A 22,959-nucleotide genomic window follows, 5' to 3' on the forward strand; every position below is an offset into this window, starting at 1 on the left:
CACGCTCGAGCAGAAGAAGAAGTGACGATGACCGATTTCACCACCGATCAACGCGCCCGTCTCGCCGAAAAGGGCATGTACCGTCCCGACTATGAGGGCGATGCGTGCGGCGTAGGCCTCGTCGCCGCCACCGATGGCCGCGCGTCGCGGCGCGTGGTGCAGTCGGCGGTCGATGCGCTGAAAGCGGTGTGGCACCGCGGCGCGGTCGATGCGGACGGCAAGACCGGCGATGGCGCGGGGCTGCATATCGACCTGCCGCTGCGCTTCTTCGACGATGCGGTCGCGGCGTCGGGGCACAAGGTGCGCCCGAACCGGCTCGCGGTCGGCATGATCTTCCTGCCGCGCACCGATCTGGGCGCGCAGGAGGATTGCCGGACGATCGTCGAGAGCGCGATCATCGAGGCGGGCTATACCATTTATGGCTGGCGCCAGGTGCCCGTCGACGTCTCCGTGATCGGCCAGAAGGCGCAGGCGACTCGCCCCGAGATCGAGCAGATCATGATCGCCGGGCCGCTGCCCGACGAGCAGGACGCCGCCGAGTTCGAAAAGACGCTCTATCTGGTCCGCCGGCGGATCGAGAAGCGCGTGATCGCCGCGCAGATCCAGGGCTTCTACATCTGTTCGCTGTCGTGCCGGTCGATCATCTACAAGGGGCTGTTCCTCGCCGAATCGCTGTCGGTGTTCTACCCCGATCTGTGCGACCAGCGGTTCGAGAGCCGCGTCGCGATCTTCCACCAGCGGTATTCGACCAACACCTTCCCGCAATGGTGGCTGGCGCAGCCGTTCCGCTGCCTCGCGCATAACGGCGAGATCAACACGATCCGCGGCAACAAGAACTGGATGCTCAGCCACGAGATCCGGATGGCGAGCCTCGCGTTCGGCGACAATTCGGAGGACATCAAGCCGGTGATCCCGGCGGGCGCGTCCGATACCGCCGCGCTCGATGCGGTGTTCGAGGCGATCTGTCGCTCGGGGCGCGATGCGCCGACCGCCAAGCTGATGCTGGTGCCCGAGGCCGCGGCGCCCGACATGCCGCCTGAGCACCGCGCGATGTACCAGTATCTCGCCTCCGTGATGGAGCCGTGGGACGGCCCCGCCGCGCTGGCGATGACCGATGGCCGCTGGGCAGTCGCGGGTATGGACCGCAATGCGCTGCGGCCGTTGCGCTATACGCTGACATCCGACGGTCTGCTCATCGTCGGGTCGGAAAGCGGGATGGTCGTCGTGCCTGAATCGACGATCATCGCCAAGGGGCGGCTCGGGCCGGGCGAGATGATCGCGGTCGACCTCGACGAAGGCGTCCTGCTGCAGGACCGCGCGGTCAAGGATCGTATCTCGGGCGAGGCGGATTACGCCGCGATGATCGGCGAATTCCACACGCTCGCTGACCTCCCCTCGGTCGAGGACGCGATCGTGCGCTACGACCGCGCCGAGCTCGCACGCCGTCAGATCGCCGCGGGGCAGACAATGGAGGACATGGAGCTGATCCTGTCGCCGATGGTCGAATCCGCCAAGGAAGCGATCGGATCGATGGGCGACGACACGCCGCTCGCGGTGATCTCTGACAAGCCGCGCCTCATCAGCCAGTTCTTCCGCCAGAATTTCTCGCAGGTGACCAACCCACCGATCGATCCGTTGCGCGAGCGCCACGTGATGTCGCTCAAGACGCGGTTCGGCAATCTCGCCAACATCCTCGACGTGCGCGACCAGCGCGAGCGCGTGCTGGTGCTCGATTCGCCGGTGCTGACGGGCGAGCATTGGTCGCGGCTGAAGGCACATTTCGGCAGCGCGGTCGCTGAGATCGACTGCACGTTCGAAGTCGGCGGCGGCCCGGAGAAGCTGCGCGCGGCGATCCAGCGGATCCGCAACGAGGCGGAGCAGGCCGTCCGGCAGGGCAAGAGCGAGATCTTCCTCACCGACGAGGCGATCAGCGAAGACCGCGTCGGCATCGCCGGCGTGCTCGCGGTGGCCGCCGTTCACACGCATCTCGTCCGGCGTGGCCTGCGCTCCTACGCGTCGATCAACGTGCGGACCGCCGAATGCCTCGACACGCATTATTATGCGGTGCTGATCGGCGTCGGTGCGACCACCGTGAACGCGTATCTCGCCGAGGCCGCGATCGTCGATCGCCAGTCGCGTGGGCTGTTTGGTGACCTCGACCTCGCCGAATGCCTCCGTCGTCACCGCGTCGCCGTCGAGGAGGGGCTGCTTAAGATCATGTCGAAGATGGGCATCGCGGTCATCTCGTCCTACCGCGGCGGCTACAACTTCGAGGCGGTCGGCTTGTCGCGCAGCCTGGTGAACGACCTGTTCCCCGGCATGCCCGCCAAGATCAGCGGCGAGGGCTACAAGTCGCTCCACGTCAATGCGACCGACCGCCACGAGGCGGCGTTCGATTCGGGCGTCGCGACGCTGCCGATCGGCGGCTTCTATCGCCAGCGCCACACCGGCGAGACGCATGCCTATTCCGCGCAGCTGATGCATCTGCTCCAGACCGCGGTCGCGACGGACAGCTATACGAGCTACCTGCAATTCTCGCGTGGCGTGTCGGACCTGCCGCCGGTGTATTTGCGCGATCTGCTCCAGTTCAACTTCCCCGCGGAAGGCGTTCCGGTCGACCAGGTCGAGGCGATCACCGAGATCCGCAAGCGCTTCGTGACGCCGGGGATGTCGCTCGGCGCGCTCTCCCCGGAGGCGCACGAGACGCTCGCGATCGCGATGAACCGGATTGGCGCGAAGGCGGTGTCGGGCGAAGGCGGCGAGGACAAGGCGCGCTTCGTGCCCTATGCGAACGGCGACAATGCCAACTCGACGATCAAGCAGATCGCGAGCGGGCGGTTCGGCGTGACCGCGGAATATCTGAACGCCTGCGAGGAGATCGAGGTCAAGGTCGCACAGGGCGCCAAGCCCGGCGAAGGCGGCCAGCTGCCCGGCTTCAAGGTCACCGAGTTCATCGCCAAGCTGCGCCATGCGACGCCCGGCGTGACGCTGATCTCGCCGCCGCCGCATCACGACATCTACTCGATCGAGGATCTGGCGCAGCTCATCTATGATCTTAAGCAGATCAATCCGCGCGCGCGGGTGTGCGTGAAGCTCGTCTCGTCGGCGGGGATCGGCACGGTCGCGGCGGGGGTGGCCAAGGCGCATGCCGACGTGATCCTGATCGCGGGGCATGTCGGCGGGACCGGCGCGTCTCCGCAGACCTCGATCAAGTACGCGGGCACGCCGTGGGAAATGGGGCTGTCCGAGGTCAACCAGGTGCTGACGCTCAACGGCCTGCGCGGTCGCGTGCGGTTGCGCACCGATGGCGGGCTCAAGACCGGCCGCGACATCGTGATCGCGGCGATTCTCGGGGCCGAGGAATACGGGATCGGCACGCTGAGCCTAGTCGCGATGGGCTGCATCATGGTGCGCCAGTGCCATTCGAACACGTGTCCGGTTGGCATCTGCACGCAGAACGACGCGCTGCGGCAAAAGTTCGTCGGCACGCCCGAGAAGGTGATCAACCTGATGACCTTCATCGCCGAGGAAGTGCGCGACATCCTCGCGCGGCTCGGCGTGAAGAGCCTCGACGACGTGATCGGCCGCACCGAATTGCTGCGGCAGGTCAGCCGCGGCGCGGAGCATCTCGACGATCTCGATCTCAACCCGATCCTGGCGAAGGTCGATGCCGACGATTCGCAGCGGCGGTTCAGCCTGTCGACGTTCCGTAACGAAGTGCCCGACAGCCTCGATGCGCAGATCATCAAGGATGCCGCCGCGGTGTTCTCGCGCGGGGAGAAGATGCAGCTGACCTATTCGGTGCGCAACACGCACCGCGCGGTGGGGACGCGGTTGTCGAGCGAGATCACGCGGAAATTCGGGATGTCGACGCTCGCCGACGATCACGTCACGATCCGGTTGCGCGGCTCCGCAGGCCAGTCGCTCGGCGCGTTCCTGTGCAAGGGGATCACGCTCGAGGTGTTCGGTGATTCGAACGACTATGTCGGCAAGGGGCTGTCGGGCGGCACGATCATCGTCCGGCCCGCGGTCAGTTCGCCGCTGGCCAGCCAGGACAACACGATCATCGGCAACACCGTGCTGTACGGTGCAACGAGCGGCCGGCTGTTCGCAGCGGGGCAGGCGGGCGAGCGGTTCGCGGTGCGCAATTCGGGCGCGAACGTCGTCGTCGAGGGCTGCGGCGCGAACGGGTGCGAATATATGACCGGCGGCATCGCAGTGGTGCTGGGCAAGGTCGGCGCGAACTTCGGCGCGGGGATGACTGGCGGGATGGCGTTCATCTACGACCCCGAGGGCGTGTTCGAAAAGCGCGCGAACCCCGAGAACATCACCTGGGACCGCGTGAAGGCGCTGCACTGGGCGGACATACTGCTCGACCTCGTGCGCGACCATGCCGATACCACCGACAGCAAATGGTCGAAGGGCCTGCTCGAGGACTGGGACCGCGTGGCGCCGCATTTCTGGCAGGTGGTACCGAAGGAAATGCTGACTCGGTTGAGCCATCCGCTCGACGACAGCGCGGAGCTGGTGGCGGCCGAGTAAGCTCGTCTCCAGTGCACCACCCCGGCGAAGGCCGGGGCCCAACTGGAAAGTTCGCAGTAACGGAGCGCCGCCCTCCGTTAGCCACGCCTCCCAATTGGGCCCCGGCCCTCGCCGGGGGGAGTGGGAGGGTTCACGCGGAGACGCGGAGACGCGGAGCTAGAACCTCCTCTGCTTCCCTTTTCCCGTGATCGGTTATGAAAGAGCTTCGCGCGCTGCGAACGGACCACCTCCGCGCCTCCGCGCCTCCGCGTGAACCAAAATCTTCTTACTCGCCGCCCAACCCGCGCTAGTGACACACCCGCCCCATGCCGCCTAAACGGAGGGTATGTGGCAGCTTTATCAATTCCCCTTGTGTCCCTTCTCGCGGAAGGTGCGTCTGCTGCTGGGTGAGAAGGGCGTCGGCTACGAGCTGGTCCGCGAATCGCCATGGGAGCGGCGCGACGAGTTCATGGACATGAACCCCGCGGGGCAGACGCCGGTGATGGTCGACGCGTCGCGCGGCGTCGCACCGCTGATCGATTCGATGGCGATCTGCGAATTCTTCGAGGAAACCGTCGAGAAGTCGGCGATGATCAACGGCACCGCGACCAACCGTGCGGAGATCCGCCGGCTGGTGACGTGGTTCGACACGCATTTCTACCGCGACGTGACGGGGCCGTTGCTCCACGAACGCATGGTCAAGCGCCTCGCGCACCGGGCAGCACCCGACGCGAAGGGGCTGCGCGAGGCGATGAAGGCGGCGGTCGGCCATCTTGATTATACCGATTACCTGCTCGACCATCGCAACTGGCTGGGCGGCGCGACGATGAGTCTCGTCGATCTGGCGGCGGCGGCGCAGATCTCGGTCACCGACTATCTCGGCGGGATCGACTGGAAGGGCCATGAACAGACCGCACGCTGGTATCGCGGATTGAAGAGCCGCCCGAGCTTCCGTCCCTTGCTCAGCGAGCGGATGGAGCTCATCGCGCCACCCGCACATTATGACAATGTCGACTTCTGAGATGCCGGTCCCCGCGATCACGTTCGACGAGTTTGCCAAGGTCGATATCCGCGTCGGCACGATCGTGTCGGCCGAGCCGTTTCCGCAGGCGCGCAAGCCCGCGTTCAAGCTGACGATCGATTTCGGCGACGAGATCGGTACGAAGCGGTCGTCCGCGCAGATCACCGAGCATTATACGCCGGAGACGCTCGTCGGGCGTCAGGTCGCAGCGGTCGTCAACTTTCCGCCGCGGCAGATCGGCCCGATGATGTCGGAGGTCCTGACGCTCGGGTTTCCCGATACGGACGGCAAGGTCGTACTCGTCCAGCCGTCCGGGACGGTCCCGAACGGCGGCCGGCTGTTCTGACGCCGCCCTGGCGCCGGGACCTATTCCTCCAGACTTTTCGATGCCTGCTCGAACACGTCTTTCGACAGGCCTGGCGTTTTCAGGATCCGCTCGAGTTCTGCCCGCATCAGCGCGGCGCGCGCCGTGTCGAACCGGCGCCACCGACCGAGCGGTGGCAGCAGCTTCGCCGCGGTCTGCGGATTGAGCCGGTCGAGCGCGATCAGCTGGTCCGCCAGAAAGCGATAGCCGCTGCCGTCCGCTGCATGGAACGCACGTTGATTGGCAGCGAACGCGCCGACGAGCGAGCGGGCGCGATTGGGATTGGCGAGACTGAAATCGGGATGGCCGGCAAGGCTCGCGACGATCGCACCGGCATCGTCGCGTGACGACAGCGCCTGCGTCTGGAACCATTTGTCGAGCACGAGGGGATTCGTGCGGTAGCGCGCGTAGAAGAGGTCGAGCGCGCGCAGCCGATGGTCGGACGCGACGTTGACCAGCGTCGCCAGCGCACCTTGTCGGTCGGTCATGTTGTCCGCGGTCTCGAACTGCGCAAAGGCGAGATCGGCCGCGTCCGTCGCGCCGCTTGCGGCGATATAGCCGAGCGACACCGTCCGCAGCCGACGCTGTCCCTTCGCGACGGGCGTGTAGACGAACGAGCCGGATGCGGCCGATGCGTACGCCGCGCGCCACTGTGGCTCCAACGACCGGCCGAGGTCGCGGCGAAGCGCATCGCGCGCGCGGAAGATCGCCTCGGGGTCGACCACCGCCATCTGGTCGCCGATATACGCTTCGGACGGGAGCATGACCGCCTCCGCGACGAAGGCGGGATCGAGCGCGGGATCCGCGAGCGTCTTGGCGACCGCCGCGATCACGCCGGCATGATCGACCTGGCCGGGCGTCGTCGCATTGGCGACGAGCGTGTCGAGCATGAGCTGCTGCATCGCCTCGTAGCGCGCGAACGGGTCGTCGTCATGCGCGCTGAGGAAGGCGAGGTCCGCCGGGGATCGATCGCTATCGACGATCGCAGGCGCCGAGAAGCCGCGGTTGATCGACAGGATCGGACGCTCGCGGACATTCTCGAAGATCACCTGATCGCTGGCCGTCTCGAGCATGACGAGGCGTTCTTCCGCCAGCGGCGCGCCGGTGTCCGCGCCGAACAGTCTGACCAGGAGCGGCAGGACCATCGGCTGCTTGTCAGGCTGTCCCGGCGTCGCTGGGATATGCTGCGTCAAGGTCAGCGTCGCACGGGCAGCGGCGGCATCATGCGCGAGCCGCGCGGTCACGCGCGGCGTACCCGCCTGCGAATACCACAGGCGGAACTGCGCGAGATCGACACCGCTCGCCGCTTCCATGCTCGCGACGAAATCCTCGCACGTCGCGGCCGTCCCGTCGAACCGGTCGAAGAACAGGTCGGTGCCGGCACGGAAGTTCTGCGGACCAAGGATCGATGCGATCATCCGGATCAGCTCGGCGCCCTTGTTGTAGATCGTCGCAGTGTAGAAGTTCGAAATCTCCTGATAGGTTTCGGGGCGCACCGGATGCGCGAGCGGCCCGGCATCCTCGGGGAACTGCGCCGCGCGCAGGCCCCGGACGTCCTCGATCCGCTTGACCGCACGGCTCCCCTGATCGGCGGAGAACCCCTGGTCGCGGTAGACGGTGAACCCTTCCTTCAACGACAGCTGGAACCAGTCGCGGCAGGTGATGCGGTTGCCCGACCAGTTGTGGAAATATTCATGCGCGACGACGGCTGCGATCGCGTCATAGTCGTAATCGGTCGCGGTATCCGGGTCGGCCAGAATGTAGCGCGAGTTGAAGATGTTGAGACCCTTGTTCTCCATCGCGCCGAAATTGAAGTCGTCGACCGCGACGATGTTGAACACATCGAGGTCATATTCGCGGCCATAGGTCGTCTCGTCCCACGCCATCGCGAGCTCGAGCGCCTTCAACGCGTGATCGGTCTTGGGCAGATCGGCCTTGCGCACCCAGATGCCGAGCGCGACGTCGCGCCCCGACATGGTCGTGAAGCGACCCGAATTCACCGACAGATCGCCCGCGACGAGCGCGAACAGATAGGAGGGCTTGGGGAAGGGGTCGTTCCATTCCGCCCAATGCCGGCCGTCGTCGAGATCGCCGTGCGCAACCGGGTCGCCATTCGCCAGCAGCACGGGAAACCGCGTCTTGTCGGCGGTCATGCGCACCGAATAGCGGCTGAGGACGTCGGGACGATCCGGGAAATAGGTGATCCGGCGAAAGCCCTCCGCCTCGCACTGCGTGCACAGGATACCGCCCGAGGCATAAAGCCCCATCAGCTGCGTATTGCGATCGGGGGCGATCTCGACCTGCGTCTCGACGACATGCGCGTCGCCCGACAACGGGATCACGAGTTGTTCACCCTCGAATCGCCAGTCATTGACCGCGACGCCGTCGACCGTGATCGACAGCGGCCGCTGCCCGGCGCCATCGAGCCGGAGCGGATCGCGATGATCGCCGTTGCGCGTGACGGACAGCGTCGCGGTGACGCGCGTTGCGACCGGATCGAGGGCGAAATCGAGCCTCGTCGTCGGTACCAGCCACGCCGGTGCCTGATAATCCGCCCGACGGATAGAGACCGGGGCGGCGATGTCGGGCTGGGCGAGACTGTGTTGGATATCGAGCATAGCAGATGAATATAGGCACAGTCGCGGGCTCCGCCAGCCAAAGCTTGCGGGCCGAGCTTGCGCGGCGCCATCGGCGTGCTACCCGGCTGCAACACGTTCGTCTTGCGAGGATTTCGGCATGTATCGGTTCATCGGCGCGCTTTCGTTGCTCGCAGCTTCCACGGCCATGTCGACGGCGACGCTGGCGCAGACGCCCACCCCGAAACCGGCCGCGACGACGACGACCATGCCGGCCAAGCCCGACCCGGCGATTCTCAACGCCAAGCTTGCTGCGCCGCTGCCCGCGGATCAGGCCGCGATGAAGGCGCATGTCCTGTTCCTGGCCTCCGACGCGATGAAGGGGCGTGAGGCGGGGAGCCCCGAATTCGACATCGCCGCACAGTATGTCGCCGCGCAATTCTATGCCGCGGGGCTGCGTCCGGGGGGCGACGATGCGGGCTATCTGCAGCGCGTTCCCTTGGTCAGCTACAAGGCGGCGGGGAAGGGGAGCTTCGCCTGGGCGCCGCGGTCGGGAGCGACCGTGCCGCTCGTCTTTGCGGAGGATTACGTCCCTGCCGCCAACGGCGCGAAAGCGGATACCACGGTGAGCGCGCCGATCGTCTTCGTCGGCTACGGGATCGATGCACCGCAGTACAAGCAGACCGATTATGCCGGCGTCGACGTCCGCGGCAAGATCGTCGCCTATTTCGGCGGTGCCCCCGCGCGGTTCAGCGGCGAGGAGCGCGCGTTTTTCGGGTCGGGCGGGACCAAGGCGCGGATCGCGGAGAGCAAGGGCGCGATCGGCGTGATCACGCTCGAAAATCCGCGCACGGCAAAGGCGCGGCCATTCGCGCGGTCTGCGCAATATTACGACATGGCGCGGATGACCTGGGCGAACCCCGACGGCACCGGCAAGGTCGACGCGCCGGGTGCGCCGTCGCTCGGCACGCTGAGCGTGATCGGCGCAGCCAAGCTCTTCGGTCCGTCGTGGAAGACGATCGCCAAGCAGGCGAAGTCGGATAACGCGAAGTTCCGATCCGCGCCGCTGACCGGCACGCTGACCGTCGCGACCAAGACGAGCTTCGCGCCTGCTGCCAGCAGCAACGTCGTCGGCATCATCCCGGGGACCGATCCGGTGCTGGGCAAGGAAGTCGTCGTCCTGTCCGCGCATCTCGATCATATCGGCATCACGCGCCCCGCGAATGGCGCAAAGGAGGGCGATGCGCTCAACAATGGCGCGCTGGACAACGCGATCGGGATCGCCAGCCTGATCGAGGAGGCCAAGCGCTTCACGAGCAGCGGCCAGGCATCGAAGCGCACCGTGATGTTCCTTGCCGTCACGGGCGAGGAAAAGGGGCTGGTCGGCAGCGACTATTTCACCAACCACCCGACCGTGCCGCTCACCGACATCGTCGCGGACGTGAACCTCGACATGCCGATCCTCACCTACAAGTTCGAGGATATGGTCGTGTTCGGTGCCGAGCGCTCGACGCTGGGGCCGATCGTCCAGAAGGCGGTCGCGGCGATCGGTGTCGGGCTGTCGCCCGACCCGATGCCCGAGGAAGGGATCTTCGTCCGCTCCGATCATTTCCGGTTCGTCCAGAAGGGCATTCCGGCGGTGTTCCTGTGGCCGGGCCAGAAGGGGCCGGGCAAGGCCGCGGTCTCCTATTTCATGGCGAACAATTACCACAAGCCGTCGGACGACCTGTCGCAGCCGATCCTGTGGGACCAGGGCGTCCGGTTCGTCGATGCGAACTATCGGATCGCGCGTGAGATCGCCGACGGCGCCCAGCGTCCGGTGTGGAACGCGGGCGATTATTTCGGGACGCTCTACAAGGGTCGGATGAGCCCGGGCGCCGTCGCGAAATGAGCCGCCTGCTCGTCTTCGGGCTGGGATATACCGCATCGCTGGTCGCCGAGCGTCTGACCGCCGATGGCTGGCATGTCGTCGGCACGACGCGGGACGGGCGCGACGGCACGATCCGCTTCGACGATAGCGACGCGGTCGCAGCCGAGATTGCCGCGGCGACGCATATCCTCTCGTCGGTCCCGCCCGAGCACGAAGCCGACCCGGTGCTCGTGCGGTACGGCCCGTTGCTGCTGCGGTCCCGGGCGTGGCTCGGTTACCTCTCGTCGACCGGCGTGTACGGCGATGCCGGCGGCGCGTGGGTGGACGAGACCGCCCCGATCGGCGGCGGCCGGCGGAGCGCACGCGCGGCGGCGGACGCGGACTGGCTCGCGATCGGCGCGCGGACGTTCCGATTGCCCGGCATCTATGGCCCCGGACGATCGCCGCTCGACCGCGTGCGCGAGGGCAAGGCACACCGGATCGACTGTCCGGGCCAGGTGTTCAGCCGCGCGCATGTCGACGACATCGTCTCGGGGGTGATCGCCGGGATGGATGCGCCGGCGGGTGCGTACAACATCGCCGACGATCTGCCCGCATCGCAGAACGACGTCGCTGCGTTCGCCGCGATGCTGCTCGGGCTGCCCGCCCCGCCGTTCGTCACGCTCGATGACCTGTCCGCGATGGGACGCGGGTTCTACCGCGAGAACCGCCGGGTCGCGAACGGCAAGGCGAAGCGCGTGCTCGGCTGGACGCCCGTCTGGCCCGATTACCGTGCGGGCCTGCGCGCCCTCAATGCGGTCACGAGCCCGATTCCCGCAAGCACGGCGCCGGCAACCGCCAGCGTCGACCAGCGATAATGCTCGAAGATCGTCGATAGCAGCATCGCGATCACCGGCACGATCACGCCCGAATAGGCCGCCTTTGCCGGGCCGATCGCGCGGATGACGTTGAAATAGAGCGGGAAGGCGAGCGCCGAGGCGAACAGCCCGAGATAGAGGATGCCGGCGATATACCCCGCGCGCATCTCGAATACCGGCGGGCCGGTCGTCGTCCAGGCAAACGCCGCGTCGAGCGCGGCACCGATCAGCATCGCCACCGCAAGCATCGATCCCATCGGATAGCGCTTCGCCGTCTGCGTCCCCTGCATCACGTTCGCGGTCGACGCGGACAGGATGGCGCACAGCGTGAAGCCGATCCCGATGAGTGCGGAGGTCGATCCGTGCGGATCGACGCGTGCCTCGTTGATGAAGAGCAGCGCAACGCCCGCCATCGCGATCGCCGAACCGGTGACGAGCTGACGTCCCAGCCGCTGGCCGAGAAAGATCCGCCCGAATATCGCGTTCGGCACCAGCAACAGCGCGAACACCACCGCGACCAGCCCCGACGTCACATAATGCTCGGCCCGGTAGACGAAGTTGAAGTTGCAGACGAACTGCGCGGTGCCGAGGATCGCCGCAAAGGCGAAGCCGCGCGCGTCGAGCCGGAGGCTTTCGCGGCGGACGGTGGCGTAGATCGCCATCGCGATCCCCGCGACGAGAAAGCGGTAGCAGACCGACCAGCTCGGCGGCACCACCGCGAGCTGATCGCGGATCACGAGCCAGGTCGAACCCCAGATCAGCGTGACGATGCCGAACGGGATCAGGATCGCCGCGCGGGTCGACTGCGGCGGGTCGGACGGTCCGCTGATGCCGGAACCGGTCATGTCGGAGGCCGTCATAACGCCCGGATCGCGTCGGCGAGCAGCCCCACGGCATCGACCGGGCTGTCCCAGGCGGTGACGAGACGGATCTCGCCCGCCGCCCAGTCGTAGAAGTCGAAGCCTTTCGCGCGCAGGGCGGCGGCCTCGTCCGGGGTCACGCGCAGGAACACCTCGTTCGCCTCGACCGGGTGGACCAGCCGGTCGCCAGCGGCCGTCGCGAGGCGTGCAGCGGCGTCGTTGGCGGCCCTGCCATTGGCGAGCCACAGATCGTCGTCGAGCATCGCGAGGATCTGCGCGGCAAGGTAGCGCCCCTTCGACAGCAGCAGCCCTGCACGCTTGCGGCGGTAGTGCGTGACGGCCGCGAGGTCGGGGTTGAAGAAGACCAGCGCCTCCGCACTCATCGCGCCGTTCTTGACGAAGCCGAAGCTCAGCGCGTCGACGCCGGCGCGCCACGTCATGTCGGCGGGCGAGCACCCGGCATGGACCATCGCGTTGGCAAAGCGCGCGCCGTCCATGTGGAAGCCGAGCCCGCGCTCCTTTGCCAGCGCGCCGATCGCGGCGACTTCGTGCGGCTGGTAGACGCGGCCATATTCGGTCGCGTTGGTGAGCGAGATCGCATGCGGCTGGACGCGGTGGACGTCGTCGGGGATCGTATCGAGGACGGTCCGGATCGTCTCGGGCGTCAGCTTCGCGCCGATGCCGTCGGCGAGGAACAGCTTGGCGCCGTGGGTGTAGAATTCGGGCGCGCCGCCCTCGTCGTTCTGGATGTGCGCGTCGCGGTGGCAGACGATCCCGCCATGCGGCGGGCAGAGCGCGGCCAGCGCGAGGCAGTTGGCCGCGGTGCCGGTGGGGACCCAGAGGACCGCGACCTCGGTCTCGAACAGCGCGGACAGGCGACCGTCGAGCTGCTGGCTCCACGCGTCGCCCGCATAGGCGGTGTCGAGCGTGTCGGCCGCGCCGATCGCGGCCATGACGAGTGGATGGACCTGGGCGGCATTGTCAGAGAAAAATCGCATGGCGAGGACATGCTGCGATGCGGTGATGGCGTCAACGGGGGCGTCAACGGGAGGGCGTCAACGGGGGCGTCAACGGGAGGGCGTCAACGGGAGCGTCGACCGAGCCGTCCCCTTCTGCTTCGTCATCCTGGGCTGGACCAAGGATCCAGAGCCGCGGGCGGGGTCATTCGGGGCACTGGATCCTGCTTTTCGTCAGGATGACGGCGGCGGGGGGAGGGGATCACTGCCCGCCGTCATACCCCGGCTCGTCCTCGGGCGGGCGGCGGTCGTCGCGTGGCGGCGGCGGTCCCTCGTCCCGGTCGCGGCGCGACGGGCCGACCGAGATCGTCCCGTCCTCGCCCATCTTCAGGTTGAAGCCGAGCCCCTCGATCTCGCCGCCGAGCGGGAGCACCGCGTTGTCGGGGTCGTCCGCCGGCAACGCATCGGGATCGACCTCCTCGACCGGTGGCAGCGGGGCGGCGACGGGCGCGATCCCCAGCGCCGACTGCATGAAATCGCGCCAGATCCGTGCCGGGATCCCGCCGCCCGACAGGCCGGGGTTCGAGCTGTTGTCGTCATTGCCGACCCACACCCCGACGACTAGGTCCCGTGCGAAGCCGACGAACAGCGCGTCCTTGTTATCCGACGTCGTGCCGGTCTTGCCAAACGCATCGACCGTCAGGTTCGCGCTGCGCCCCGTTCCCTCGCGGATCGAGGCGGCAAGGAGATCGAGCATCTCGTCATGGATCGTCGCCGGAATCGCGGTCGAGCCACCGGTAAGCGACTGATACCATCCCTTTTCGCGGACATCCGCCAGACCACGCGGCTGCACCGGATAGGTCTCGCGCGCGATCGCGGCATAGGCGGCCGTCAGCTCGAGCAGCGACACGGCCGACGTACCAAGACCGATCGTCGCCTCGTTCGGGATCGGCGTCGAGATGCCGAGGTCGCGCGCGGCCTTGATCACCGCCTTCACGCCAACCTGCTGCGTCAGCCGCGCCGCCGCCACGTTCGACGAGCGCGCGAACGCCTGGCGCAACGTGATCGTCCCCTGATAGCGGCCATCGCTGTTCTTGGGCGTCCAGTCGCCGATCGTTACCGGCCGGTCCTCGATCGTCGAATCGGGGGTCAGGCCCGATCGCATCGCGGCGAGATAGACGAACAGCTTGAACGTCGACCCGGGCTGGCGCCGCGCCTGCGTCGCGCGATTGAACGGGCTCTTGCGATAGTTCTTGCCGCCGACCATCGCGACGACGCGGCCGTCGGGGCGCATCGCGACGAGCGCGACCTGCGCCTGCCGGAGGCCGGCGCGTGCGACGCTACGCTCGGCGGCGCGCTGCAACCGGGGATCGAGCGTCGTCTTGACGGTCGTCTCCGTCTTGACCTCGCCCGCCTGGTCGCGCGCCTCGGGCAGGATCCAGTCAGCGAAATAGGTACCGCTGGGGAGTTGCGCCGGCGGACTCGACAGAACGCGCTGCGGCCTGACGGCGTCGCCTTCGGATTTGGTCAGGAACCCCGCGGCGACCATGGCGCCGACCACGACCGCCTCGCGCTTGCGCGCGCCTTCGAGATTGGACGTGGGAGCAAGCCGCGACGGCGCCTTGACGAGCCCGGCAAGCATCGCGGCCTGCCCGATATTGAGCCTGTCAGGCGTGCGACCGAAATAATGCTTTGACGCCGCGGCGATCCCGTAGGTGTTGTCGCCGAAATAGACGTTGGACAGATAGCGCGACAGGATTTCATCCTTCGACAGCCAGGCCTCCAGCCAGACCGCGATCATCGCCTCGCGGATCTTGCGCGTCGCGGTCCGATCCGAATCGAGGAACGCATTCTTCGCAAGCTGTTGCGTGATCGTGCTGCCGCCCTGACGGACACCGCCCGACCCCATGTTCGCCCAGGCCGCGCGTGCGATGCCGCGGGGATCGATGCCCCAGTGCGAATAGAATCGCCGGTCCTCGATCGCGAGGAATGCCTGGATGACGTGCGGGGGGAGCGTCGCGGCGTCGACCGGCTTGCCGATGATCGCGCCGCGCCGCGCGATCGGCGTGCCGTCGCTCGCCGTCAGCGTGATCGAGGGCGGCGTCGGGGGCTGGAGCGACTTTGACAGCGGCGCGGTGAAGGCGAGCCAGATGATCGCGATCACCAGCAGGACGATGCCGATCCCCGTCCCGCGGATGATCCAGCGGCCGATGCCGCCCCGCCGCCGTGGTCGCGCGACGGTGTAGCCCGTGTCGGCATCGGTATCGCTAAATGCTGCGGGCTCTTCGCCGGCGCGTTCACGCTCGTAGCGCTCGCGCAGGCGTTCGCGCTCGGTGATCAGGCGTTCGCGTTCATAGGCATAGGGTTCGCGCTCGCCGCCTCCGCCGTGGCCGGAACGGTCTGTATCGAAGGGATCGGGGCGCATCGGGTCGTTCCAGCGGTCGGGCATCTGGTGTGTTATCGTTCTATTACAGTTCGGACAAGCCTGTGCGCATGCCTATCGTGTATGCAGGCTGAGCGACAGCGTCGCGGTATCGCCACGCGGGCACCGCGTCGATGGGCTGTTGTCATCGTGCCGCGAAACGGGGAAGAGCAGGCGAAACGATCGAACCGGGTGATAACGTGACCTCTTCCGAATCTCTCCCTCTCGTCGTCGGCATTGGCGGCACGATCGGCGGCGTGTCGTCGACCGAGCGCGCGTTGCGCATCGCGCTCGATGCGGTCGAGAAACAGGGCTATCGTACGCAGATGTTCGGCGGCGCGGACATGGCGCGGCTGCCGCTGTACGATCCAAAGGCAACGACGCGCACCGCCGACGAGCAGGCGTTCGTCGCCGCAGTCCGAGCCGCGTCGGCGGTGATCATCGCAAGCCCCGGCTATCATGGCAGCATTTCCGGCGTCGTGAAGAACGCGCTCGACCTTCTCGAGGAGACGGCGCGTGACCCGGAGCGGTCCTATCTGGCCGACATGCCCGTCGGGCTGATCGCGACCGCCTATGGCTGGCAGGCGACCGGGAGCACGATCGCGGCGCTGCGCTCGATCGTCCATGCGCTGCGCGGCTGGCCGACGCCGTTCGCGGCCGCGATCAACACACAGGTCACCAAGTTCGACGACGAGGGTGGCGCCAGCGATCCCGCGGTGATCGAGCAGCTTCGTCTGGTCGGCCGTCAGGTCGCACGGTTCGCGCCGCTGTCCGAACCGGCCAACTGACCCCGCGCACGCCGAGACCGTCATCCCGGCGATCGGGGGGATGACGGTCTCGGCGGCGGTCTCGCTGCTATTTCAGCCCACCACCCAGCGCCCGGTACAGTTCCACCGCGTTGGTATCACGCACGAGCCGGGTCGCAAGCAGGCTCTGCTGCGCGGTGTACAGCGATCGCTGCGAATCGAGCGTGTTGAGGAACGGATCGATCCCGGCCCGGAAACGCAGTTGCGACAGGTTGAATGCGCCCGCGGCATTGTCACGCAGCGACGTCTGTGCTGACAGCTGCGCGTTGATCGTACCGCGTCGCGCGAGCGCGTCGGCGACTTCGCGGAAGCTGGTCTGGACCGTCCGCTCATAGGTTGCGAGCATCGCGTCACGCGACGCCTTGGCATATTGCAGGTTGCCCTTGTTGCGCCCGAAATCGAAGATCGGCTGCGTGATCGTCGGTGCGACCGACCAGCTTTCGCTGCCGTTGCCGAACAGGTTCGACAGGCCGAGGCTGAGCGTCCCGAGGCTCGCGGTCAGCGAGATGTTCGGGAAGAATGCCGCACGCGCGGCACCGATATTGGCGTTGGCCGCGACCAGCTGATGCTCCGCCGCAGCGACGTCGGGACGACGCAGCAACACCTGGGATGACAGGTTTGCGGGCAACGTCTCGAGCGTCGGCGTCGTCTCCGGCATCCGGGCGGGCAGCAGCTCCTGGGTCACGGTGGTGCCCGCGAGCAGGTTCAGCGCGTTCTGGTCCTGCGCGATCAGCGTCGTCGCCTCGGCGATGTCCGAGCGAGCCTGATCATAGGTCGTCCGCGCCTGGCGCACCTCGAGTTCGGACGCGATGCCGACGCGGAACCGATCCTGGGTGAGCTTGAGCGTCTGGCCGAATGCCCGCTCGGTATCCTGTGCGATCCTCAGACGGTCCTGGTCGGCGGCCATCGTCAGCCACGCGGTCGCGGTCTCGGCGACCAGCGTGACCTGTGCGGCGTTGCGGTTTTCCTCCGCCGCGAAATAGGCCTGTTGCTGGGCTTCGGTCAGGTTGCGGATGCGCCCGAACAGGTCGGCTTCCCAGGCAGAGATGCCGAGATTGGCGGAATAGATGTCGAAGCGACCACCGCCGGCAACTGCGCCCGCGCCCGCGCCACCGCCTGCACCGCCGCCTGCACCGCCACCCGCGCCACCGCCGGCACCGCCGCCGACTCCACCACCGACTCCGCCGCCGACCGCGCCGAACGGCGACTTCTGGTACGTCGCGCTCCCCGTTGCGCCAAGCGTCGGGAAGAGATCGGCACGCTGGACGCGGTATTGCGCCCGGGCCTGCGCGACGTTGGCGACCGCGATACGCACGTCGCGGTTGTTGTCGAGCGCGAGCTGGATCACGCGACGCAGCCGGTCGTCGGTGAAGAATGCCGACCAGGCGGTGTCGGCCGGAACGATCGCGCCGACGGGATCGCTCGTCGCGTAGGCGGGGCCGACCGGACCGGTCGGTGCGACCGGCAGGTCCGGGCGGACGTATTTCGGCGCGAGGTTGCACCCCGCCAGCGTGAGGCCGGCGGCAAAGGTCAGCGCGAGGCGCCGGGACATGAAGGACGATGGCATGGCGGTCAGGCCTCCTGCGGCCGCTGATCGTGCGGCGTGTCGCCGTCACGATGGTCGTTGGTAGCGTTCTTTGCCGGCTTGTCCTGTTTGAACAGGCGCTTCACCAGCAGGAAGAACAACGGCACGAAGAAGATGGCGAGGACGGTCGCGGACAGCATGCCGCCGACCACCGCCCAGCCGATCGCGTTCTGACCGCCGGCACCGGCACCACTCGACAGCGCGAGCGGCAGCACGCCGAAGATGAACGCGAACGACGTCATGAGGATCGGGCGCAGACGCAGCTTGGCCGCCTCGACCGCGGCATCGGCCGCGTTCATCCCGTCCGCCATCTTCTCTTCGGCGAATTCGACGATCAGGATCGCGTTCTTCGCCGCCACGCCGATCGTCGTGATCAGACCGACCTGGAGATAGATGTCGTTGTTCAGCCCTGCGATCATCGCTGCGAGCACCGCACCGAGGACGCCGAGCGGGACGACGAGAAGCACGGCGATCGGGATCGACCAGCTCTCGTAGAGCGCCGCGAGGCACAGGAACACGATCAGCAGCGACAGCGCATAGACATAGCCGGCCTGGCCACCCGACAGTTGCTCCTCGTAGCTGAGCCCGGTCCATTCATAGCCGATGCCGGGCGGCAGTTTGGCGGCCATCTCCTCCATCGCCTTGATCGCGGTGCCGCTGCTGACGCCGGGTGCGGGCGACCCCATGATCTCGAACGAGGCGACGCCGTTATAGCGTTCGAGACGCGCCGGGCCGTAGGTCCAGTTGGTCGTCGCGAACGACGACAGCGGGGTCATCGCGTTGCTGGCGCCACGCACATAGAAGTTGCCGAGGTCCGCGGGCGACGTGCGGAACGGTGCATCGGCCTGGACGAACACCTTCTTCACGCGGCCACGATCGATGAAGTCGTTGATGTACGACCCGCCGAACGCGGTGCTGACGGTGGTGTTGATGTCCGCCTGGCTGAGGCCGAGCGCGCCTGCCTGAGCCTGGTCGACGTTCAGCTTAAGCTGCGGTGCGTCTTCCAGCCCGTTCGGGCGAACCTGCATCAGCCGCTTGTCCTGGCTCGCCATGCCGAGCAGCATGTTGCGGGCCTCGAGCAGCTTGTCGTGGCCGACGCCGGCATTGTCCTTCAGCATGAAGTCGAAGCCGTTGGCGTTGCCCAGTTCCTGCACGGCGGGCGGCACGAAGCCGATCACCATGCCCGCACGGATCCCTGCGAGCGCCTGGTTGGCGCGCTGCGCGACTGCGGCGACGGTATTCGCGTCGCCTTCGCGATCCTCCCATGGCTTCAACTGGATGAAGGCGAGACCGACATTCTGGCCCTGGCCGACAAAGCCGAAGCCGCTGATCGTGAAGATGCCCGCGATATTGGCCTTCTCATCGACCAGGAAGTGATCGCGCAGCTTGTCCATCGTCCGCGCGGTCTCTTCCATCGTCGTGCCCGTGGGCATCGACACCTGCGCGAACATCAGCCCCTGATCCTCCTCGGGAAGGAAGCCCGAGGGCAGCCGGAGGAAGACGAACAGCATCCCGGCGACGATGACCGCATAGATGATCATCGTCCGCACCCAGCCCTTTTCGACGCGACGCAGGCCGTTGCCATATTTGGCGACGCCAGTGTCGAATGTCCGGTTGAACCAGCCGAAAAAGCCCTTCTTGTCGCCATGATCATGCTTGGTCGGCTTGAGGATGGTGGCGCAGAGTGCGGGCGTCAGGATCAACGCGACCAGCACCGAGAGCACCATCGACGAGACGATGGTGATCGAGAACTGGCGGAAGATCACGCCGGTCGAGCCGCTGAAGAACGCCATCGGCAGGAACACCGCGGACAGCACGAGGCCGATGCCGATCAGCGCGCCGCTGATCTCGTCCATCGACTTCTTGGCGGCTTCCTTGGGGGAGAGCCCCTCTTCCTGGATCAGGCGTTCGACATTCTCGACGACGACGATCGCGTCATCGACGAGCAGGCCGATCGCCAGCACCATGCCGAACAGCGTCAGCGTGTTGATCGTGAAGCCCGCGACCTGAAGCACGGCGAGCGAGCCGAGCAGCACGACCGGCACCGCGATCGTCGGGATCAGGGTCGCGCGGAAGTTCTGGAGGAAGAGGAACATCACAAGGAAGACGAGGACGATCGCCTCGATCAGCGTGTGGACCACCTGTTCGACCGACAGCCGCACGAACGTCGAATTGTCGACCGGATAGGCGATCTTGACGTCGGCCGGGAACTGCTTGGCGATCTTCTCGACCTCGGCCTTCACCAGCGTGACGGTGTCGAGCGCGTTGGCGCCCGGCGCCAGCTTCACGCCGAAGCCTGCCGCCTGCTTGCCGTTGTAGCGTGCCTGGAAGCTGTAGTTTTCCGAGCCCATTTCGATCCGCGCGACGTCGGCGAGGCGCACGGTGGCGCCGCCGGTGGCCGAGCGGATGATGATCTGGCGGAACTGGTCCGGGGTCTGCAGTCGCGACTGTGCGGTGACGGTCGCGTTGAGCGCCTGGCCCTTGACCGCGGGAAGGCTGCCGACCTGACCCGCCGAAACCTGCGCGTTCTGCGCGGTCAGTGCCGAGGTGATGTCGGTGACGGTGACGCCAAGGTTCGACATCTTGAACGGATCGACCCAGATCCGCATCGAATATTGCGCGCCGAACACCTGCGTGTCGCCGACGCCCTTGATCCGGCTGAGCGGATCCTGGAGTTTGGACGCGATCAGATCGCCGAGATCGACCTGGTCATGGCTGCCGTCCTGCGAATAGGCGGCGATCACGAGCAGGAAATTGGCGGTCGCCTTGGTCACGCGAAGGCCGGCCTGCTGCACTTCCTGCGGCAGAAGCGGGGTCGCCTGTTGCAGCTTGTTCTGCACCTGGACCTGCGCGATGTCCGCGTCGGTGCCCTGTTCGAAGGTCAGCGTGATCGCGAGGTTGCCCGCGCCGTCGCTGGTCGAGGCGAAGTAGCGAAGGTTGTCGATCCCCTTCATCTGCTGCTCGATGATCTGCGTCGTCGTGTTCTCGAGCGTCTGCGCGTCGGCGCCCGGATAGGACGTCGCGACCGTCACCTTGGGGGCGGCGATCTCGGGGAACTGCGCGATCGGCAGCGACCGGATCGCGAGGACGCCGGCCATCATCAGGATGATCGCGATGACCCATGCGAAGATGGGTCTATCGATGAAATAGCGTGACATAAGCGGTTACTTCCCGGCCTGCGCGGCCGAATTGCCGTTCGTGTTGCCGCCTGCGGCCGCGTCCGAGCCGGCGCCGCCCTTCGACGCGCCGCCCGCGGGGACGGTGACCTGCTGCGGCTTGCCGACCTTGACGGTGGTGCCCGGGCGCAGGTTCAGCAGCCCCTCGACGATCAGCTTGTCGCCGGGTTTCAGGCCGCTGGTGACGATCCACTTGTCGCCGATCACGCGGTCCGTGGTAACGGTCCGCTGCTCGACCTTGTTCTGCGCATTGACCACCATCGCGGTCGCGTTGCCGCGTGGATCGCGGGTGATGCCTTCCTGTGGCGCCATGATCGCCTGGGTGCGCACACCCTCGACCAGCTTGGCACGCACGTACATGCCCGGAAGCAGGATTCCGTTGGGATTGGGGAAGCTCGCGCGCAGCGTCACCGCGCCCGTGGCCGGATCAACCGTGACTTCGGCGAACTGGAGTCGCCCCTCGATCGGATAGGTCTGCCCGTTGGGGAGAAGCAGCTGGACGCGTGCGCTGCCATCGCCGCGGGTGACCCCGCCCGACGCCATCGCCGCCTTCAGGTCAAGCAACTGCGCCGCCGACTGCGTGACGTCGACATAGACGGTGTCGGTACGCTGGATCGTCGCGAGCGGATCGGTCTGGCCGGTCTGGACGAGTGCGCCGACGGTCACCAGCGAACGGCCGATCCGACCCGAAATCGGCGCCTTGATCCGCGTGAAGTTCAGGTTGACGCGCGCAGCTTCGACCGAAGCGCGCTGCGCTGCAACATTGGCGCGCGCCTGCTGCGCGGAGGCGGTGGCGTTGTCCGCCTCCTGCTTGCTGACGGCGTTAAGCGTGACGAGCTCGCCGTATCGGCGGGCCTGCTGGCTGGTCGCGTTGATCTGCGACTGCGCGGCGCCAAGCTGCCCCTGCGCGGTGCCGAGCTGTGCGCGATAAGGCGCGTCCTCGATCTGGTAGAGCGTCTGACCGGCGCGTACGAGCGCGCCTTCGGTGAACAGCCGGCTGCGGATCACGCCGCTGACCTGCGGACGGACTTCCGACGTCTCGACGGCGGCAATACGGCCGGGAAGCTCGGTCGTGAGCGTCACCGAGTCCTGCGCGACCGTGACGACACCCACGGTCGGCGTCGGCGGTGGCGGGGGCGCCGGCTCGCTGCATGCCATCACGAGGGCAAGCGCCCCGAGAGCTACCGAACCCTTGATGTCCAATCGACGCATATTCCGCTTTCCCATTCGCTCGCTCCCACCAACGGGTGCAACCGCACGCCGGAATGAACGTTCATTCCGCTTGCGTGGCCGCTATGATTGTGCGAACGCCGGGTCAAGCAAAAAAACCTTTTGGAGTGGCGTATTGGGTGCAGTGCAACATGAGAGCGCAGGGCAGAAACGGATCGTCGACGCGGCGCGGCACCTTTATGCCACCAAGGGCTTTCACCGGACATCGATGGCAGAACTCGCGGCGGCAGCGGATGTCAGCGTTGGCCTGATCTATCGCCTGTTCACCGACAAGAATGCGCTCATCAAGGCGCTCGTTCTCGAGGACTCCGAGGCCAAGGAGGCGGAGTTGCGTGCCTTGACGGACGACGTGACCTCGGGGCGGGTGACGATCGAGGCGGGGTTCGAGCATCTTGCCCGACACGCGCTTGCCAAGGGGGACGAGGCGCTGTCGTTCGACATCATGGCGGAGGCGCACCGCAACAGCGACGTCGCCGATACGATCGCGACGCTGTGTCTGGGGTTCCGCTCGGTCGTTCGCGAGCTGGCGTGCGTCGCCAATCCGTTGCTGACGTCCGAGGCCCTGGACGGCGCCGAGGAGCTCGTGCTGGCGTTCATGTTCGGGCTTGGTCATCGCACGCTGTCGCGACCGCGTCTGTCGGAAGTCGAGACCGCGAGGATCACCAGCCAGATGATCATCGCCGCCTTGAAGGCCCTGTAGGCGCACGCATCATCC

General features: G+C 66.9%; 14 protein-coding genes. 7 read left to right on the plus strand and 7 right to left on the minus strand.

Annotated elements, in window-relative coordinates; genetic code table 11:
- Window positions 1-27 precede the first annotated feature (27 nt).
- The 3 genes from gltB to AC0CH3_RS17010 all read left to right on the plus strand — a co-directional run bounded on the left by gltB (window position 28) and on the right by AC0CH3_RS17010 (window position 5,888).
- A complete protein-coding gene (gene gltB, locus AC0CH3_RS17000; protein WP_354303523.1) occupies window positions 28-4,542 on the plus strand; it encodes a glutamate synthase large subunit in 4,515 nt (1,504 codons plus the stop codon).
- Between the two features lie 325 nt (window positions 4,543-4,867).
- Window positions 4,868-5,542 (plus strand): glutathione S-transferase family protein, encoded by a 675-nt coding sequence (locus AC0CH3_RS17005; RefSeq protein WP_056019559.1) that lies wholly within the window; start codon window positions 4,868-4,870, stop codon window positions 5,540-5,542.
- Window positions 5,529-5,888, plus strand: coding sequence for a tRNA-binding protein (locus AC0CH3_RS17010; RefSeq protein ID WP_354303521.1), 360 nt, complete (start codon window positions 5,529-5,531; stop codon window positions 5,886-5,888). Before AC0CH3_RS17005 ends, AC0CH3_RS17010 begins: the two co-directional genes overlap by 14 nt.
- Before the next feature lie 20 nt (window positions 5,889-5,908).
- Here AC0CH3_RS17010 and pepN read toward each other — a convergent pair whose 3' ends face one another.
- Complete coding sequence (gene pepN / locus AC0CH3_RS17015) at window positions 5,909-8,524, minus strand: aminopeptidase N (RefSeq protein WP_354303519.1); 2,616 nt, start codon at window positions 8,522-8,524, stop codon at window positions 5,909-5,911.
- A 118-nt stretch (window positions 8,525-8,642) separates the two neighbouring features.
- Between pepN and AC0CH3_RS17020 the strand changes: the two genes are divergently transcribed.
- Together AC0CH3_RS17020 and AC0CH3_RS17025 are read left to right on the plus strand one after the other, a co-directional pair.
- Complete coding sequence (locus AC0CH3_RS17020) at window positions 8,643-10,373, plus strand: M28 family metallopeptidase (RefSeq protein ID WP_465238095.1); 1,731 nt, start codon at window positions 8,643-8,645, stop codon at window positions 10,371-10,373.
- Complete coding sequence (locus AC0CH3_RS17025) at window positions 10,370-11,209, plus strand: Rossmann-fold NAD(P)-binding domain-containing protein (protein WP_354303517.1); 840 nt, start codon at window positions 10,370-10,372, stop codon at window positions 11,207-11,209. The genes AC0CH3_RS17020 and AC0CH3_RS17025 overlap by 4 nt, the downstream gene beginning before the upstream one ends.
- On the opposite strand, the gene AC0CH3_RS17030 is transcribed toward AC0CH3_RS17025, so the two are convergent.
- The 3 genes from AC0CH3_RS17030 to AC0CH3_RS17040 all read right to left on the minus strand — a co-directional run bounded on the left by AC0CH3_RS17030 (window position 11,119) and on the right by AC0CH3_RS17040 (window position 15,474).
- Window positions 11,119-12,054: a DMT family transporter gene (locus AC0CH3_RS17030; RefSeq protein ID WP_056021977.1), complete on the minus strand. Its 936-nt coding sequence runs from the start codon at window positions 12,052-12,054 to the stop codon at window positions 11,119-11,121. The genes AC0CH3_RS17025 and AC0CH3_RS17030 overlap by 91 nt on opposite strands.
- Window positions 12,055-12,065: 11 nt before the next feature.
- Complete coding sequence (locus tag AC0CH3_RS17035; RefSeq protein WP_354303515.1) at window positions 12,066-13,067, minus strand: threonine aldolase family protein; 1,002 nt, start codon at window positions 13,065-13,067, stop codon at window positions 12,066-12,068.
- Between the two features lie 220 nt (window positions 13,068-13,287).
- Entirely contained in the window at window positions 13,288-15,474 is a 2,187-nt protein-coding gene (locus tag AC0CH3_RS17040; RefSeq protein ID WP_354303513.1) for a transglycosylase domain-containing protein, read from the minus strand.
- Window positions 15,475-15,647: 173 nt separating this feature from the next.
- Between AC0CH3_RS17040 and AC0CH3_RS17045 the strand changes: the two genes are divergently transcribed.
- A complete protein-coding gene (locus tag AC0CH3_RS17045; RefSeq protein WP_056019577.1) occupies window positions 15,648-16,235 on the plus strand; it encodes an NADPH-dependent FMN reductase in 588 nt (195 codons plus the stop codon).
- Between the two features lie 67 nt (window positions 16,236-16,302).
- Here the strand turns inward: AC0CH3_RS17045 and AC0CH3_RS17050 are convergent, their stop codons facing one another.
- From AC0CH3_RS17050 to AC0CH3_RS17060, 3 genes are read right to left on the minus strand one after another with little or no spacing between them, the layout of a single operon-like run.
- Window positions 16,303-17,820 carry an efflux transporter outer membrane subunit gene (locus tag AC0CH3_RS17050; protein ID WP_457325758.1) on the minus strand — a complete coding sequence of 506 codons (1,518 nt, stop codon included), beginning with the start codon at window positions 17,818-17,820 and terminating at the stop codon, window positions 16,303-16,305.
- A gap of 5 nt (window positions 17,821-17,825) precedes the next feature.
- Window positions 17,826-20,996, minus strand: coding sequence for an efflux RND transporter permease subunit (locus AC0CH3_RS17055; protein ID WP_354303510.1), 3,171 nt, complete (start codon window positions 20,994-20,996; stop codon window positions 17,826-17,828).
- 6 nt (window positions 20,997-21,002) lie between these two features.
- Window positions 21,003-22,226 carry an efflux RND transporter periplasmic adaptor subunit gene (locus tag AC0CH3_RS17060; RefSeq protein ID WP_056019586.1) on the minus strand — a complete coding sequence of 408 codons (1,224 nt, stop codon included), beginning with the start codon at window positions 22,224-22,226 and terminating at the stop codon, window positions 21,003-21,005.
- A 142-nt stretch (window positions 22,227-22,368) separates the two neighbouring features.
- Between AC0CH3_RS17060 and AC0CH3_RS17065 the strand changes: the two genes are divergently transcribed.
- A complete protein-coding gene (locus tag AC0CH3_RS17065; RefSeq protein ID WP_327196480.1) occupies window positions 22,369-22,944 on the plus strand; it encodes a TetR/AcrR family transcriptional regulator in 576 nt (191 codons plus the stop codon).
- The last annotated feature ends 15 nt before the right edge of the window (window positions 22,945-22,959 follow it).

Source organism: Sphingomonas sp. AC449 (assembly GCF_979253475.1).